11 protein-coding genes and 2 riboswitches are annotated in these 16,706 nt (G+C 69.7%); of the genes, 6 read left to right on the top strand and 5 right to left on the bottom strand.

The genetic code is table 11. From position 1 onward, the window contains the following. Window positions 1–79: 79 nt before the first annotated feature. A riboswitch (cobalamin riboswitch) is annotated at window positions 80–297 on the bottom strand. A gap of 433 nt (window positions 298–730) precedes the next feature. Together ACIBF8_RS27390 and ACIBF8_RS27395 are read left to right on the top strand one after the other, a co-directional pair. Continuing rightward, a complete protein-coding gene (locus ACIBF8_RS27390; protein WP_396786770.1) occupies window positions 731–2,125 on the top strand; it encodes an enolase C-terminal domain-like protein in 1,395 nt (464 codons plus the stop codon). A gap of 7 nt (window positions 2,126–2,132) precedes the next feature. Next, on the top strand, window positions 2,133–2,840 hold the full coding sequence (locus ACIBF8_RS27395) for a FadR/GntR family transcriptional regulator (RefSeq protein WP_396786772.1): 708 nt from the start codon (window positions 2,133–2,135) through the stop codon (window positions 2,838–2,840). 64 nt (window positions 2,841–2,904) lie between these two features. Here the strand turns inward: ACIBF8_RS27395 and ACIBF8_RS27400 are convergent, their stop codons facing one another. Genes ACIBF8_RS27400 through ACIBF8_RS27410 form a run of 3 tightly spaced genes read right to left on the bottom strand, consistent with a single transcriptional unit; the run spans window position 2,905 to window position 5,821 of the window. Next, on the bottom strand, window positions 2,905–3,723 hold the full coding sequence (locus ACIBF8_RS27400) for an ATP-binding cassette domain-containing protein (protein WP_396786774.1): 819 nt from the start codon (window positions 3,721–3,723) through the stop codon (window positions 2,905–2,907). Beyond that, window positions 3,723–4,775 carry an ABC transporter substrate-binding protein gene (locus ACIBF8_RS27405; protein WP_396786775.1) on the bottom strand — a complete coding sequence of 351 codons (1,053 nt, stop codon included), beginning with the start codon at window positions 4,773–4,775 and terminating at the stop codon, window positions 3,723–3,725. The genes ACIBF8_RS27400 and ACIBF8_RS27405 overlap by 1 nt, the downstream gene beginning before the upstream one ends. A gap of 38 nt (window positions 4,776–4,813) precedes the next feature. Continuing rightward, window positions 4,814–5,821 carry an ABC transporter permease gene (locus ACIBF8_RS27410; RefSeq protein ID WP_396786776.1) on the bottom strand — a complete coding sequence of 336 codons (1,008 nt, stop codon included), beginning with the start codon at window positions 5,819–5,821 and terminating at the stop codon, window positions 4,814–4,816. A gap of 575 nt (window positions 5,822–6,396) precedes the next feature. After that, window positions 6,397–6,548: riboswitch (cobalamin riboswitch) on the top strand. Window positions 6,549–6,582: 34 nt separating this feature from the next. On the opposite strand from ACIBF8_RS27410, the gene ACIBF8_RS27415 reads away from it, so the two are divergent. From ACIBF8_RS27415 to ACIBF8_RS27425, 3 genes are read left to right on the top strand one after another with little or no spacing between them, the layout of a single operon-like run. Next, on the top strand, window positions 6,583–6,786 hold the full coding sequence (locus ACIBF8_RS27415; RefSeq protein WP_396786778.1) for a CbtB domain-containing protein: 204 nt from the start codon (window positions 6,583–6,585) through the stop codon (window positions 6,784–6,786). After that, window positions 6,777–7,547: a CbtA family protein gene (locus ACIBF8_RS27420; protein ID WP_396786780.1), complete on the top strand. Its 771-nt coding sequence runs from the start codon at window positions 6,777–6,779 to the stop codon at window positions 7,545–7,547. Before ACIBF8_RS27415 ends, ACIBF8_RS27420 begins: the two co-directional genes overlap by 10 nt. After that, window positions 7,544–8,140: a histidine phosphatase family protein gene (locus tag ACIBF8_RS27425; RefSeq protein ID WP_396786782.1), complete on the top strand. Its 597-nt coding sequence runs from the start codon at window positions 7,544–7,546 to the stop codon at window positions 8,138–8,140. The genes ACIBF8_RS27420 and ACIBF8_RS27425 overlap by 4 nt, the downstream gene beginning before the upstream one ends. A 109-nt stretch (window positions 8,141–8,249) precedes the next feature. Here the strand turns inward: ACIBF8_RS27425 and ACIBF8_RS27430 are convergent, their stop codons facing one another. Together ACIBF8_RS27430 and ACIBF8_RS27435 are read right to left on the bottom strand one after the other, a co-directional pair. Next, the gene (locus ACIBF8_RS27430) at window positions 8,250–13,823 is read right to left on the bottom strand and encodes a GH92 family glycosyl hydrolase (RefSeq protein WP_396786784.1); all 5,574 of its coding nucleotides are present in this window, start codon (window positions 13,821–13,823) and stop codon (window positions 8,250–8,252) included. Window positions 13,824–14,147: 324 nt separating this feature from the next. Further along, a complete protein-coding gene (locus tag ACIBF8_RS27435; protein ID WP_396786786.1) occupies window positions 14,148–15,227 on the bottom strand; it encodes a glycoside hydrolase family 19 protein in 1,080 nt (359 codons plus the stop codon). A 448-nt stretch (window positions 15,228–15,675) separates the two neighbouring features. On the opposite strand from ACIBF8_RS27435, the gene ACIBF8_RS27440 reads away from it, so the two are divergent. Then, the gene (locus tag ACIBF8_RS27440; protein ID WP_396786788.1) at window positions 15,676–16,698 is read left to right on the top strand and encodes a polysaccharide deacetylase family protein; all 1,023 of its coding nucleotides are present in this window, start codon (window positions 15,676–15,678) and stop codon (window positions 16,696–16,698) included. Window positions 16,699–16,706 lie beyond the last annotated feature (8 nt).

The raw sequence follows: 16,706 nt of genomic DNA on the forward strand, positions 1-16,706 counted from the left end.
GGCGGACGCCACGCCCGCGCGGCGTGGGTCAGGTGGCGTCAGCCGTCCCACGCGGCCTCGGACCGCCGCCCACCCGGGTACGGGTACGCGGCGCGCTGGCAGGTCTTCGGACTCGTGGGCACGACCGGGCTCGCCGGTCTCCTATTGGCCGTCGCTTCCCAGGCCGATTGGTGGCCCAGTGCTGATGACGGCGGTCGTTCCCACTCACCGCTGCGGGACAGTCCCGGATTTCCACCGGGTTCCCTCTTGCCTCGACCGCGCCGGATGAGCGGCCGAACCAGCTGCGTTCGACACCATATATAGGGACGCAGCCGTTGTCACACCCCACATGTCGGTCTCGGGCGTGTCGGCGGGTGGTTGGTGATCACGATCACCAGGGGGATCGAGGACGCTCGACCCGGCCGTCGCGAGACCACGGAGGCGGGACTCCCCGGCGGGCGTGGACAGTGGACAAAGATGTGACGTATCGAGGCCTTCAACGCCGCATGCAGGGTTCATAAGCCGTCGTCAATGCCCCTCCGACACTGGCCGAACATCCAATCTTCGGCGTGCCCATCCCCGCGCAACCGGCCCGCCAATTGCCACGACGACCGGCAGGGTGAATACCGGCGGCGGGCCAAACATCATATGTCTGCGGGTGCGTGGTGATCGACATCGTTGACGGGCCGAAGCAGCCCTCCGTATACTCCCAGTGATCATCTGATCTTTGGTCGAGTCGGGCGAGGAGCGCATGCCGCAGATCACTGCTGTCACCGTGCAGGACGTTCGCTTTCCCACCTCCCTGACCGCCGACGGCTCCGACGCCATGAACAAGGACGGCGACTACTCGGCGGCCTACGTCGTCCTGCACACCGACGGCGTCGACAGCGAGGGCGCCCCGCTCGCGGGCCACGGCCTGACCTTCACCATCGGTCGCGGCAATGACATCGTCGTGGCGGCGGCGGTCCACCAGGCACAGCGCCTCGTCGGGCTGGACGTGGCGACGATGGCGGCGGACATGGGCGCGCTCTACCGCCTGCTGACCTCCGACTCGCAGCTGCGGTGGCTCGGTCCGGAGAAGGGTGTCGTCCACCTGTCCCTCGCCGCCGTGTTGAACGCGTCGTGGGACCTGGTCGCGCGGGCCGCCGACAAGCCGCTGTGGCGGCTGCTCGTCGACATGTCCCCGGAGCAGCTTGTCGACATCGCGGACCTGCGCTACCTCTCCGACGCGCTGACCCGGGACGAGGCGCTGGCCATCCTGCGCGCCAAGGAGAGCACGAAGGCCGACCGGCTCGCCGAGCTCGACCGGACCGGCTACCCCGCCTACACCACCTCGGCGGGCTGGCTCGGCTACGGCGACGACAAGCTGCGCCGGCTGTGCCAGGAGGCGGTGGACTCCGGCTACGGCTACGTCAAGCTCAAGGTGGGCGCCAACCTCGACGACGACATCCGGCGGTGTGGGATCGCGCGGGAGATCCTCGGGCCGCACCGCAACCTGATGATCGACGCCAACCAGGTGTGGGACGTCGATCAGGCCATCGAGTGGGTCAAGGCCCTCGCCCAGTTCACCCCACTGTGGATCGAGGAGCCGACCAGCCCCGACGACATCCTGGGCCACGCGGCCGTCCGCCGTGCCGTCGCTCCCATCGGCGTCGCCACCGGCGAGCACTGCCACAACCGGGTGATGTTCAAGCAGCTGTTCCAGGCCGGGGCCATCGACTTCTGCCAGCTGGACACCGGCAGGTTGGCCAGCATCAACGAGATCGTCGCCGTGCTGCTCCTCGCCGCGAAGTTCGACATCCCGGTCTGCCCCCACGCCGGCGGCGTCGGGCTGTGCGAGATGGTCCAACACGTGTCGGTGCTCGACTACGTCTCGATCTCGGGCGATCTCACCGACCGGGTCACCGAGTTCGTCGACCACCTGCACGAGCACTTCACCGACCCGTGCGTCATCCGGGACACCGGCTCGGGCAGCGGCTACGTCCTGCCCAGCCAGCCCGGCTACTCCACCCGGATGCGCACCGAGTCGGTCGCGCGCTACCGGTTCCCCGACGGCCACTACTGGGCGACGGCAGACCCGACTACCGTGTCATCTCCGGAGCCGTACGTGATCGCGCGTGGGACGGCCACGCCCGCCGGCCGCTAGGGGAGTCATGTCTCGCACCGACGAAGTGGTCAACGGCATCAAGCGGATGATCCTCGAAGGGCGGTTCAAGCCCGGAGACCGACTGCCCATCGAGAAGGACCTCGCCGAGTCGCTCGGCGTCTCGCGGGGATCGCTGCGCGAGGGGATGTCGGCCCTGTCGATCCTCGGCATCGTCAACATCCGCCAGGGTGACGGCACCTACGTCACCAACCTCGACGCACCGCAACTGCTGGCCCCGATGGGTTTCGTGGTGGACTTCCAGGGCCAGGGCGACCCACGGCACATCCACACCGTCCGGCGGCTGCTGGAGTGCGAGGCGGCCCGGCTGGCGGCGACCAGGATCACCGACGAGGCCCTCGTCCAGGCGGGGGATCTGCTCGACGAGGCGGCCCGAATGGTTGGCCAGTCACCGCAGGACCACGAACGGATCCTCGAGATCGACATCGCCTTCCATCGCATCATCGCCGTACACGCCGGGAATCCGGTGCTCGTCGGCCTGATCGAGGCCTTCGCCGGGCGCACCGTCCGCGGGCGGCTCTGGCGCAGCCTGCACGAGGAGGGCGCGGACCGGCGTACCCACGACGAGCACGTGGCGATCCTGAAGGCTCTCCTGGCCCGTGACCCGGAGCGGGCCCGCACCCGGATGGCCAACCACCTGATCGGGGTCGAGGAGTCGTTGCAGGGCCTACCCGACGACGCTGACGCGCAGGGCTAGCCCGACGGCCCCGGGGCGCGCCGACCGATCGTGAGATCGCGCGCGCCCCGGTGCGCGGCCACCGTCACCGCTCGTCGCGCTCCAGGGCGGTGCTCCCGGTCATCGCCGCGACCAGGTCGTCGGTGGTGACCTCGTCCGCGCGAAGCCGGGCCGCCCGCCGACCGAGGCGTAGTACCTCGACGCGGTCGGCGATTTCGAGCACCTGCGGCATGTTGTGGCTCACCAGCACCACCGACATGCCCGCGTCGCGGGCGCGCCGGACGACGTCGAGCACCCGCCCGGTCTGGACCACGCCCAGCGCCGCGGTGGGCTCGTCAAGGATGACCACGTTGGTCGCCCAGATGATGGCGCGGGCCACCGCCACGCACTGCCGCTGCCCACCGGAGAGCATCGCGATCGGGGTGGTGACCCGGGGAATCCGTACGCCCAGCTCGTCGAGGGCGGCGGCGGCGCCCTGCCGCATGGCGCGCTTGTCGAGCAGCCCCAGCCGACCAAGCGGCCCGGAGCGCAGGATCTCCCGTCCGAGATACAGGTTGGCGGCCACGCTGAGGTCGTCGGCGACGGCGAGATCCTGGTAGACGGTCTCCACGCCCGCGCGTCGGGCGTCGACCGGGGTGGAGAACTGGACGGGACGACCACCCACCCGGATCTCCCCCTCGTCCGGCAGGTGCACGCCGGACAGCGTCTTGATCAGGGTGCTCTTTCCGGCGCCGTTGTCACCGATCAGCGCGACGACCTCGCCACGGTGCACCGTGAAGTCGGCACCACGCAGCGCCTCGACGTGCCCGAACCGCTTGACGATGCCCCGCGCTTCGAGGACCGGCGGCTCCTCGGCGGTCGTCTGCTGATCGCCGTCGGTGGTGGCCGTTGGGGTGGCGCCCATCACTGCACCGGCGGGTTGGCGCAGCTGGGTTCGAGCACCGCCTTGATCTCCGCGGAGTCGATGTTCTCCTTCGTGACGAACGTGACGCCGGTGTCCGCCGATGCCAGCGGCGCCTTGTCCCGGAGGTGCTTGACCATCTTGTCGACCCCGAAGTAGCCCATCTTGAACGGGTTCTGCACGACCAGGGCCGAGATCTGGCCGCTGCGGACCCCGGCGATCTCGTCCGGGGCCGCGTCCCAGCCGATGATGACCACCTTGCCGGACTTGCCCGCCGCCTGAATGGCCTGTGCGGCGCCGAGCACGCTCGGCTCGTTGGCCGCGAAGACACCGGCGAGGTTGGGGTTGGCGGTGAGGATGTTCTCGGTGACGCGTCGCGCCTCGTTGACGTCACTGCGACTCGGCTGCTGGCCGACCAGCTTCAGGTTGGGGTACTGCGTGAGACCGGCCTTGAAGCCCTCGACCCGCTCGGTGTTGGTCTGCGATCCGGGCTGGAACTCGACGAGCGCCACCTCGTGGTTGCCGGGGCCGAGTTCGGTGGCGAGCAGCTTCGCCGCCTCGGTGGCCGACGCACGGTTGTCGGTGGCGAAGAGGGGCACACTCGACGGCTGCGGGCTGGTGCCAGAGTCGATCATCGCGACCGGGATGTTGGCGCCGAGCGCCTGGTCGGTGGCCGGTGCCAGGGCGCTGGAGTCGGTCGCCGCGTAGACGATGCCGTCGACCTTCTTGGTGACGAAGTTCTGGATCAGGTTGACCTGGCCCTCGACATCGGTCTCGGTGGTCACCCCGTCCCATTGGACGGTGACGTTTCCGGCCCGCTGCGCGGCGCACTCCGCGCCCGCCTTGACGGTGTTCCAGTAGTCGGCCCCGACCGCCTTGGGTACGACGGCGAGCTTCAACGGACCGCTCGCGTCCTTGGTCGCGCCGTCGCCGCCGTCCCGGACCTCGACTCCGCCGCAGGCGCTGAGCAGCGCGGTCGCCGCGGCCGCGGCCAGGATCGCCTGTGCGCGCAGGAGTCGCCCTCGCGTCCGCCGGCTGGTGGTGGTGTGTGCCATGGTGTTGTCCTCCTCGTTCGGACTCTCGGAATGGCAGGTCAACCCCGTGATTCCAGCCGCCGGCGGCGGTACTGGTCGAAGTAGACGGCGGCCCAGATGATCACGCCGACGATCACCTGCTGGTAGTGGATGCTGATGTCGAGCAGGACGGCGCCGTTGCGTACCAGGGCGATGAGGAACGCGCCGATGATGGTTCCGACGATGCGGCCCTGCCCGCCGAAGAGGCTGGCTCCACCGATGACCGCGGCGGCGATGACGTCCAGCTCCAGCGAGATCCCGTAGTTCGGCTGGCCGGAGTTGACCCGGGAGGCGGCGATCATCCCGCCCAGCCCGACCAGCACGCCGGCCAGCACGTACACCCCGGTCAGGTGACGCCCCACCCGGATGCCGGAGCGGCGGGCCGCCTCCAGATTGGAGCCCATCGCGTAGGTGTACTGGCCGAATCGGGTCTGGGAGAGCAGGAAGGCGGCCCCGACGGCGACCAGGACGGTGATCACCACGGCGAACGGGATGCCGATGATCTCCCCGTTGCCGAGCAGTTGGAAGGATCGGGGCAGACCGTAGACGCCGACCGCTCCGGTGATGATGAAGACGAGTCCGCGGCCCACGGACATCGTGCCCAGCGTCGCGATGAACGGTGGAATCCGGGCCACGGTCACCAGCAGGCCGTTCAGCAGCCCGGCCAACGCGCCGACGCCGATCGCGACCACCGTCGCCGCCCAGAGCGAGAAGCCGAGGTCACGCACGACCATCGCTCCGACGACGCCGGCGAGTGCGGCGACCGACCCCACCGACAGGTCGATGCCCTTCGTGATGATGACCACGGTCTGCGCCGTGGCGATGATGGCGATCACCGCGGTCTGCGCCCCGATGTTGAACAGGTTGTCCGCGGTCAGGAAGTACGGACTGGCGAAGGTCAACGCGATGAACAGCACGACGAGCGCGGTCGCGGCAGTCAGCTCGGAGACGGCATGGGAGATCCGTTCCCGGAACCAGTCACTGAGTTCGCCGCGTTGCGTGCCGGCGGTTGCCTCGACGGTACTCATCGTCGGACCTGACCTCCCCAAGCGTGGCGCCGACACGCGACGGGGACCCGCCGACGAGCCAAGCACCTGCGAGCAACTGAGCCCACTCGATGGGAAGACGGTCTCGTACCCGCACCGCCCATCAGAGATAGGTCGGATGTTTCCCACGACCAGGCGTTACCTTGCCACGCATTCACGTGTGTTGCCAAGGTCTTGCGACCATGTTTTGTCATCGTTACCCGGCGCAAGTGGAGGCATAGGTCCGACCAAACCCGACACCAGTCACTGCCGATAGCATGTTATCGATAACCCGCTATGCCCTCGGGTCGAAAACCCGCCCGGAATCGCGCTGCGGCCAGCCGACCACCCGGCCTGCGGTCCGCCGTCCGACCGCCGCCCACCCGCGAGCGCCCAGGAGCTCACCGAGCCGGGCTGGCAGGTCGACGCTGTTAGCGGTAACAGACTGCCGGCCGGTCGCGGAACGCGCGCCGGAACCGGCCGCCGACCAGGTCATTTTATGGTCTGACGAATCTGCTGGCAGGTGCGGCACCGACCTACCGGTGGGCGGACGCCTCCGGGACGCGGGGCCCGGGTTGACCGCCCGAGGCGGCACCGATACCGTCGACCCACTATCTGCGGCGACGCGAGGGAAGCCGGTGTGAATCCGGCGCGGTCGCGCCACTGTAAGCGGTCCCCATTCCAATGGGGCCGCGAGCCAGGACGCTCGGTCGTCCGCAGCCTTGCGATGGGGACGCGTCATCCCTGGGGAGGTTCGTGTATTCATGTCTAGCTCCGCTTCCAGCCAGCCGGTGGTGCACCCCGCTGGCACCACGCGTCTGCTGTGGACGGTCCTGGCGACCGTCACCGTGCTCGCCCTGCTGGCGTACCTTGTCGCCTTCGATCAGGGGGCGGTGTCGCGCAGCGGGATGTACCTGCACGAGCTGATGCACGACGGCCGGCACCTCCTGGGTGTCCCGTGCCACTGAACACCACCACCGCTCCCCCGTTCGTCGCCGTCCTCGTCCGTGGGCTCCTCGCCGGCCTGATCGCCGGCCTGCTCGCCGGGGCGTTCGCGTACGTCGCCGGTGAGCCGCACGTCGAGGCGGCCATCGCCATCGAGGACGCGGCGACACACGCCGAGCCTTCCGCCGGTGCGCACGACCACGAGGACGCCCTGGTCAGCCGGACCGGCCAGCGTGGCGGCCTGTTCCTGGCCACCAGCCTGTTCGGTGCCGCGATGGGTGGCCTGCTGGCCACGGCGTACGTCCTGCTGTCCCGTCGGCGGCGCGGTGACGACGACGGGCGGGCCGGTCTGCTGCTGGCCGGCGCGGCGCTGCTCGGCGCGGTGATCGTGCCGTTCCTCAAGTACCCGGCGAACCCGCCGGCCGTCGGCGATCCGGCCACCATCAACCAGCGGACCGTCACCTACCTGCTGATGGCGGTGCTCGGCCTGGTGGCCGTGTGGGCCGGCTCGCTGGGCTACCGGTCGGTCGGCGCCCAGGCGCCGACGTGGCTGCGCGCCGCCGCGGCGGTGGGTGGGTTCCTGCTGGTCACGGTCGTGTCGTACGTGGTGATGCCGTCCTTCCAGGAGGTCCCCGCCGACTTCCCGGCGACCCTGCTGTGGGACTTCCGGCTGGCCTCACTCGGCACGCAGGTCGTGCTCTGGACCGGCATCGGTCTGCTGTTCGCGGCCCTGATGCACCAGGAACGGCGTCGCCGAGCCGCCACCGCACTGCCGAGCACGTGACCAGCACCAGCCTCCGGCTGGTCGCCCACGCTCACACCACCGCCCTGCGCCGGACTCACTTCGGCGGGACCGACGACAGCCTGGACGAGGGTGGCCTGCGTGCCGCCCTCGCCCAGGCCCACGCGAGCGGGGACCGGCGTGGGCCGCTCGGCGTGCACGACGTCTGCCTGTCCAGCCCGGCGGCAGCCGCCCGGGAGACCGCTGACGCCCTCGGTCTGGTGCCGACCATCGAGGCGGCGTTGGCCGACTGCGACTACGGCGACTGGGCCGGACGGCCACTCGAGGAGATCGCCGTCACGCAGCCGCAGGCGCTGCAGGACTGGCTCTCCGCACCGGACTGCGCCCCGCACGGCGGTGAATCCGTCCACGCGGTGCGGGATCGGGTCGGTCGCTGGCTGGACGAGCAGCGCGGGCTCGGCCAACGGATCATCGCGGTCACCCACCCAGTGGTGATCCGGGTAGCGGTGGTCCATGCCCTCGATCTGCCGATGGCGGCGTACCGGCAGGTGGACGTGGAGCCGTTGGCGGTCGTCCGGCTCACCGGCCAGGGCACGCGCTGGCAACTCCGGCTGAGCGCGCCGCGAGTGGGTTGAGTTAGCCCACGGCCTGCGCCCGCCCGTCGGCGCCACGCGGGCATCGGTCCCGCTCGGGTGGGGCGGGCCGTGCGTACGGCCCGCCCCACGCGGCGGTACTACCCCCGGCTCAGTTCGAGCCGGTGACGGTGAACGGTCGGGACACCGTCGTCACCGATGTCGCACCCTTGAGCGTGACGCTGGTCGCGCCCGCCTTCGCCGCACCCGCAACGCTGACCGTCGCGCCGGAGATGACGCCGTCACCGTTCGCGTGCACGGAGCTGACCGCGAGTCCGTTCCCGAAGGTGATCGTGACCGCCTCGTTCGGTGCGAACCCGGAACCGTCGATCATGATCGACGTCCCGCGCGGCCCCGAAGTGGTCAGCAACGCCACCCGCGGCTGGTAGGCCCGCGCCTGCGCCTGCTCGGTCACCTGGACGGTGGCCGTGGCCGGCGTCCGCGAGGACGCACCCGTCGCGGTCACGGCGTACCGGCCGGGCTCCGCGTCACCGGACGTCGGCACCGAGGCGCGAACCGTTCCCGTCGCGGAGGCCGCGACCTTCATGGTTCGGCCCGGGTCGGTTCCGACGCTGACCGTCACCTGCTCGCCGGCGGCGAAGCCGCTGCCGTCGACGGTGATCGCGCCACCGGTGCTGACGGTGCCGGACGCGGACAGGGCGATCGTCGGCTGGGAGCCGCCCCGCGCCACGGTCACGGTGAAGGACTCGGTGCTGCTCGACAGCGTGTCCCACGCGGTCACGCGCACCGTGTAGGTGCCCTCTCGCGAGTAGGTGTGCTGGCCGCTCATCGTGCCGGACGCACCGATCGTCACGTCGTTCGGAACCGTGCCGTCACCCCACTGGACGCGGGCTCGGTAGCCCGTCGTACCGGGAACGCCGCCGGTCACCGAGCCGAGGTTCGCCGTGAGGGCCTGGCCGGCGTGGGCCGTCTGGTCCTTCGGGGCGACGGTCGACAGAGCGGGTGCCGGCGTGCCGTCGTTGGCGACGGCGAACACGTGGATCCGACCCGCCGAACGAGGGTCACCGGTCTGCGTCGGCAGGGTCACCGACACCAGCGTCTTGCCCGCCGGGATCTGGTACGGCGCGGTGGCGAACAGGAACGGCTGGGCGCCGTCGCGGCTCGTGCCGTGCAACCGGTACGCCGTCCTGGCCACGATGATGTTGCCGTAGGACGGGGTGCCGTTGGCGTTGCCACCCAGCGTCCAGTCGCTCAGCTGGATCGGAATGCTGGCCGTGCTGCCGTCGCTGAACGTCGCCGTGCCGGTGGTGCTCTGGTTGCCCTGCGTTCCGGCGCCGATGAACGAGATACTCCGGGCGTCCTGCGGAAGGTCGAGGACGACCGTCGACCCGTTGCCGGTGGCGTTGTCCGGCTGCCCGGCCGGGATCACCGGCAGCGTGAACCGCAGCCCCGTTCCGGGAACCTGCTGCGGCTGGCCCTGGGTCACCCCACCCGCCGCGAGAGCGGCCCGCGAGTACGCCCACGACTTGGCGTCGCAGTCGGCCGCGAGGCTTCCCTCGTCACCGACGCAGACGTTGTCGAACGCGGCGGTGAGGCCGGCGGTCGGGACGTACGCCACCGCGACGCCGACCGTCGCGGAGCTCTGGCTCTCGCCGTCGCTCACCGTGACGTTCGCCTGGTGGTAGCCCGGCGTGGCGTAGGTGTGCGACCCACCGATGTGGTAGACGGCCCGTGAGCTCAGCGTCACGATGCCCGCGGTGACCGGCGTGCCGTCGCCCCAGTCGATGGTGGCCTGGTAGCCGGCGGCGTCGCCGCCGGTGACCGTCGCCAGCGGCACCGAGACGGGTACGCCGGTGCTCGCGTGCACGCCGTCCTCGGCGGTGACCGTGATGTCGCCGCCCCCGAGGTCGAGGTCGCCCCCGGCGAGCAGCTCGACCTCGGCGAGGTTGGTCTGCGCGGCGCCGACGGTCCTCGTGACGACGAGACGGAACTGCGCGAACCGTCCCGGCTTGTCGATCGAGTACGGGCGGGTCTGGTTGCGCCACGGGAACACCTGACCGGCGCGGGAATCCACGGTGGTCCAGGTGATGCCGTCGTTGGAGCCCTGCAGGCGCCAGTCCGCCGGATCGCCCGCACCGGCCCCGGAGGTGACGGTGTAGTACGTCGGCTTCTGCTTGCCACCGCGGGAGGCCCAGGTGATCTGCGGGGTCGCCGAGGCGAAGGTCAGCTGCGTGGTGGACGAGTCGTCGAACAGCTTCGACGCGTCCTGACCACCGGTCGCGGTGGCGGTGCCGAGACCGGGGCCGGTGACGTCCTGCAATGGTTTCGGCGCCTGGTCACCCTTGGTCAGCGACGGCGGCGCGTCATTCTTGCCACTGCCCCACGACGACGGCTTGGAGCCCATCTGGAAGTCGATGGTGCCGCCCTTGGTGAGCGCCGTCACGTCCAGGGACAGGCCGCGCTGCTTCTTGCCGTTGACCGTGACGCCCTGCACGTAGACGTTCTCGGTGCTGTTGTTCGGCGCGTTGACGACGATGTCGCCGGTCGGGCGGTGCACGGTCATCCTGGTGAACTGCGGGGAGCCGATCGTCCACTCGGACGAGCCGGCCTGCAGCGGGTAGATGCCCAGCGAGCTGAGGATGTACCAGGACGACATCTCACCGTTGTCCTCGTCGCCCAGGTAACCCTGGCCGATCTCGCTGCCGACGTAGAGACGCCGCAGGATCTCCCGTACCGTCGCCTGGGTCTTGGCGGGTGCGCCGGCGAAGTTGTACATGTACGGGATGTGGTGCGACGGCTGGTTGCTCATGCCGAGCTGACCCAACCGCACCGCGCGCGCTTCGAGCATCTCGTGAATGATCCCGCCGTACCCGCCGGGGCGGTCGGCGTTCTCCGGGGTGCTGAAGAACGTGTCGAGCTTGTCGCGCAGCGCCTGCTGCCCGCCGGCCAGGTTCGCGAGGCCCCGACCGTCCTGCTGAGCGGTGAAGGCGAAGTTCCACCCGTTGGTCTCGGTGTAGACGCCACCCCAGTCCAGCGGGTCACCGGCGAGGAAGTTGCCGGCGGCGTCGCGGCCCTGGAAGAGCTTCGTCTTCGGGTCGAAGAGGTGGACGTAGTTGCGGGCCCGCTCCAGGAAGTACCGCGACTCCTCCTTGAGCCGGGCACGCTCCGACTTCGGCGTGGCCGGGTCCTTGGCGAGCGCCGCACCCATGTTGCCGATGCCGTAGTCGTTGATGTAGCCCTCCAGCGCCCAGGACACCGACTCTCCGGTGGACGTCGGCGTGTAGCCGAGGAACAGGGAGGTCTCGATGCCCTTGCGCCCGACTGCGCTGCGTCCGGACGCGACGGTCGCGTCCTTGACGGCCGCGTCGTACGCCGCGAGCGGATCGGGCAGCTTGACCCCGGTGAGGTACGCCTGGGCCAGTGCTACGTTCGCGCTGGTGCCGGTCATCAGGTCGGCGTAGCCGGGGGACGACCAGCGGGCGATCCAGCCGCCGTCGCGGTAGTGCTGGACGAATCCGTCGGAGATCTTGGCGGCGATGTCCGGGTATAGCAGCGCGTAGGCGGGCCACACGGTGCGGTAGGTGTCCCAGAAGCCGTTGTTGACGTAGATCTGCCCGTCGACGATCTTCGCGCCGGTCTGGGTGGGGGTCGACGCGCCGGTCGGCGCCGAGACCGGGCTCGCGTACTGCCAGCGCGGTGCGGCTGCGGTGCCGGTGTTCTCCGACTGTGAGTTCGGGTAGAGGTTCAGCCGGTACAGGTTCGAGTACATCGAGACCAGCTGCGCCTCGGTGGCGCCGCGCACCTCGACCCGGCCGAGCCGGTCCTGCCACGCGGCCGTCGCGGCGGCGTGGATCTGGTCGAAGCTCTTACCGGTGACCTCCAGGTCGAGGTTGCGGCGTGCCTGGTCGACGGAGAGGAACGACGTCGCGAGACGCATCGTCACCTCCCGCGACGCGGAGACGTCGAAGGTGGCGGAGGTCGCGGCCGAGGCCGTCGGTGCCCGGTCGAACGCGCCGGCCACGAACATCCGGCTCCGACCGGCCGACAGGCCGCTTCCGTTGTCGACCCACCCGGTGAACGTGCCGTCCGTACCGATGGTGAACGTGCCGTTGTGGAAGACGAGGCTTCCGGTCGCCTGCCCGGTGGGGAACGTGAACCGCATGATCCCGGCGTGGTCGGTGGGCGACACCTCCGCGACCAGGCCGTTCTGGAGCGTGACCCGGTAGAGGTCCGGCTGGGCCGTCTCGTCGTCGTGCCGGAAGGCGAGCGCGCGGCTGGCGGGCTGACCGGTGAGCGACCCGCCGCCGACGACCGGCATGACCGACATCTGGTTGCGGTCACCCATCCACGGGCTCGGCTCGTGCGAGATCGCGAGGCCCTGGAGCATCGGCAGGTTGGCGTCGTTGTTGATCCGGTGGTACTCGTACTCCCAGGAGTCGGAGGTCGCGTCGGTCACCGGCGTGAAGAAGTTGAACCCGTTCGGCACGGCGGTGATCGGCAGGTTGTTGCCGCGCGAGAAACCGCTCGTCGAGTTGGTGCCCCGTCGGGTGTCGACGTAGTTGGTCAGCTTCGAGCCGTCGATCGACGCCGGCGTGGCCGTCAGCTCGATGTCGTCGAGCCAACCCTGGAACCGGGTCTCCCCGGTGGCCTGCGGATTGTCGTACGCGAGCAGGATGCGGTCGATCGTCTTGCCGCGCGCGACGGTGCCGAGGTCGGCCTGCACCAGGTTCCACTGGTCGGCGACCAGCACCTTCGAGGCGCCCTGACCGGAGCCGGTGAGCGGGTAGCCGTGCTGGTCGGTGGATGAGCGACCACTCAGGTAGCTGCCGTCGGTGAAGTGCAGGTCGACGGCGGTGTAGGTGGACGGGTACCGGCCGTCCCCACCGGTGAACTCAGGAAAGAGCTTGTACGACAGCCGGGTCTTCGGCCCGACCGGGATGCTGACGTCGAACAGCTTGTTGGTCGCGTACGAGCGGCCGGTGCCCTCGGCGCCGCCGGAGTAGCGCAGCGCGGCCTGTCCGGTGAACCCGACGTCCGGCTTCGTGGTGTAGCCGCCGTTCGGGCCGGCGGTCGCCTCGCTGACCATGGGGGTCGCCGGTGGGCGGACGTCCGAGCCGTCGCTGATGTTCCAGTCGGCGAGCTGCACGAGCGAGTCACCGGAGTTCGCGGTGACGTTCAACCGGTAGTAGCCGTAGGCGCTGGTGTTGGTGAAGCTGTAGGTCTTGGTGGCGAAGCGTCCGCTGAACGTCTCGCCGGCGCGCTTGTCCAGGTCGGTCCAGGTGCTGCCGTCGTTCGACCCCTGGATGACGAAGTCCCGCGGGTCTCGCTTTGGTGCGTCGTTGGCCGCGGTCAGTGCGTAGCGCACCACCGTCGCCGGCTTGGCGAGCTGGTAGGTGACCCAGCCGGTCGATTGGAAGATCAGCCACTTGGTCGACGGATCGTCGTCCTTGAGGTTCGCGGCGATCTCCCGCGGTTGGTACTCGTCGCTCGCGGTGACGGCGCTGACCTGGCCGAGCAGGCTGCCGGGCAGGGTGGTGACCTTACCGCTCAGGTTTCCCTGGAGGGGCTTTCCGTTCGCGCCGACCTCCGCGGTGCTCGTGGCGGGCTGCGGGTCGGCGGCCTCGAACGAGGAGGCGAAGTTGCCGGGTGCCGCCGTGGTGGGAGCGGCGTTCGCCAGGGGCGCGGCGACGAGCAGGCCCAGCGGGAGCAGGGCGGCTGTCGTCACCGCGACCAGGCGTGGTGAGAGGGGACGCGCAAGGGCGGTATGCGACATGGGGGACGGGGCCTTTCGACTCGAACCGGGGTCGAGTGCGTCGATCATCTGGACAGAGTGGAGCGGGTGGTGGGGCCGACCCCTGACATCGTTGTCATAGGAGTTCGTGAGCAACGAGGTTCGAGGCTGTGAACTGTCGCTGATAGTTCCGGGCGCACCTCGGCCGTGTCAACGGGTGATCGCGATGAAACAGTCCGCCGCCCCCTGCGGACCACCGGCGGCCGCATGCCGGGCCTCGACGTCGTTCGGTGACGGACGCCGAGGCCCGGCCACGGATCAGCAGTAGAGGTTGGCTCCGGCGGACACGCCGAGGATGCCGACGAACTGCTGGTACCTGGTGACGCGACTCTGCACCTGGGCGGGGTTTCCGCCGTTGCACTCGATCGAGCCGTTGATGCTGCGGATCGTCTGACCGAACCCGGCGCTGGTGACCATCGCGTTGTGCGCGGTCATCGTGCCCGGCCCGTTCTGGGTCATCCAGTACCAGATACCGGTCTTCCAGGCCACCGCGGCGTCGGTCTGCACCAGCCACGGGTTGGTCAGCAGGGGCAGGTTGAGGGCGTTTCCGGCGGCGTTGTAGTTGAAGTTCCAACTGAGCTGAATCGGCCCGCGTCCGTAGTACGCGGCCTGCCCGGCGGGGCAGCCGTAGGGCTGACCGGGGTCGCAGTAGTGCGGGTAGTTCGCGGTGTTCTGCTCGACGATGTGCACGAGCCCGCCGGTCTCGTGGTACACGTTGGCGAGGAAGGCCGCGGCCTCCTGGCGCTGGATGGTGGCACTGCCGGTGCGGGCGAACGCCGGGTAGGCGCTGAGCGCGGCGACCAGCCCGGAGTACGTGTAGAACGAGTTGCGACTCGGGAACATCTGGTTGAACTGAGCCTCGGTGACCACGAAACCGCCCGGGTTGGCGGGAGGCGGGGTGGTCGGTGGTTGACCGCCACAGGTGTAGGGCTCCCAGTACCAGGTGCTGACCACCGGGTCGTACCCGGGATTGTCGTGCTCGGCAATGTAGTAGAGACCGTTGGTGTACCGCACGACGGCGCCGGTGGCGTACCAGGTCCCGGCGACCCAGTTCGGGTAGGCGCAGGTCCCCCCGGTGGGCGGCGTGGTGCCGCCGCCACACGCGCCGAGGTCCTCCCAGACGCCGGTCGTGCCCGGCGGCGCCTCGTTCTGGGTCCACCACTTCGCCCGGTAGTTGCGGCCGTTGTGCGACACCTGGGCGTCTCCCCAGTAGACGGCCGATGCCTGCCATGCCGCGGAGCAGGCCGCCGCCGACGCGGGGGTCGGCGGGATGACCGCAACCAGTCCACCGGCGACGATCAGTGCCACCAGCGCGACCAGTGCGCGCAGTCTCGTCATGTGATCACTCCCTGCTGGGACTCGGTAGCCGAAACCCGAGTCGGATATCGACGGAAGTGACTGTAACATCTTCTGTTCACAACCTTTACTATTTCGCGCTAGCGATCCGGCCAGAGGGCCTGGCGCGCGACGGCCGATATTTCCGGCCACTTTCCGGATCATGTCGAGTGTGGAGGCACCGGTCTGCATGATCATCTCACCGGAGAGGATCCACCCCTGTCGAGATATCCCTGACGAGGCGGGCCTTTTGCCTCAAGCCGCCGCTTGATTCGTTCCGGAGTCGTTCCGGAAGTTGTTGACGCGTTGGAATTCCCGCTGTAATACTCCGATCCATTGAGGTCAATGCGATCGGCTTCCTGGCGGTTTCGGCTCGACCCACCCGCTCACCCACACCTGTCCGGACTGTGCTGCCCGCCGGCGCGTCCGGGCCTGCGCGAAGGGGCACCAGATGAGCAGGTTCTTCCCCCGTACGGCCCTGTGGTCGAGGCGGTTGCGCGCGGCGCTCGCCGTCCTCGCCACCGCCGTCGCGATGTGCGGCGTCGCCCTCGCCGCCACCTCGACCCCGTCGAGCGCCGCCGCCTGCAACGGCTACGTCGGCCTCACCTTCGACGACGGGCCGACCGGCAGCACCAGCGCGCTGCTGAACGTGCTGCGTAGCAACGGCGTCCGGGCCACCATGTTCAACGTCGGCCAGAACGTCCAGAACAACCGGTCGGCCGCGCAGGCCCAGGTGGCCGCCGGCATGTGGGTCGCCAACCACAGCTGGAGCCACGCCCACATGACGTCGATGAGCCAGGCGCAGATGCAGTCGGACCTGTCCCAGACCAGCTCGGCGATCCAGTCGGCCACCGGCAGCCGACCGACGCTGTTCCGACCGCCCTACGGCGAGACCAACTCCACCCTCCAGTCCGTCGCGTCGTCGCTCGGCATGCGCCAGGTGCTCTGGGACGTGGACTCACAGGACTGGAACGGCGCGAGCGTCAGCCAGATCGTGGCCAACGCGAGCCGGCTCCAAGCCGGTCAGGTCATCCTGATGCACGACGGGATCCAGAACACCCGCGACGCGATCCCTCAGATCATGGCCAACCTGACCAGCCGCAACCTGTGCCCCGGCATGATCTCGCCGTCCACCGGCCGCGCGGTCGCGCCCGACGGCACGACCCCGCCGCCCACCACCACCCCGCCGCCGGCCGGCGGCACCTGCACCGCCACCGCGACGACGACGAACGTCTGGGGCGACCGGTACAACACGTCGGTGACGGTCAGCGGTGCCAGCACATGGGCGGTGGTCCTGGCCATCACCGCACCCCAGCGGGTCTCCACCAGCTGGAACGGCACCGCCACCTGGGACAGCAGCGGCACCGTCATGACGATGCGGTCCAACGGCAGCGGCAACACCTTCGGCTTCACCACGATGACCAACGGCAACAGCAGCGCTCGCCCGCAGATCCGCTCCTGCACCTCGGGTTGACACCGCCG

It is taken from the genome of Micromonospora sp. NPDC050276, assembly GCF_044459545.1.
Classification (GTDB): domain Bacteria; phylum Actinomycetota; class Actinomycetes; order Mycobacteriales; family Micromonosporaceae; genus Micromonospora.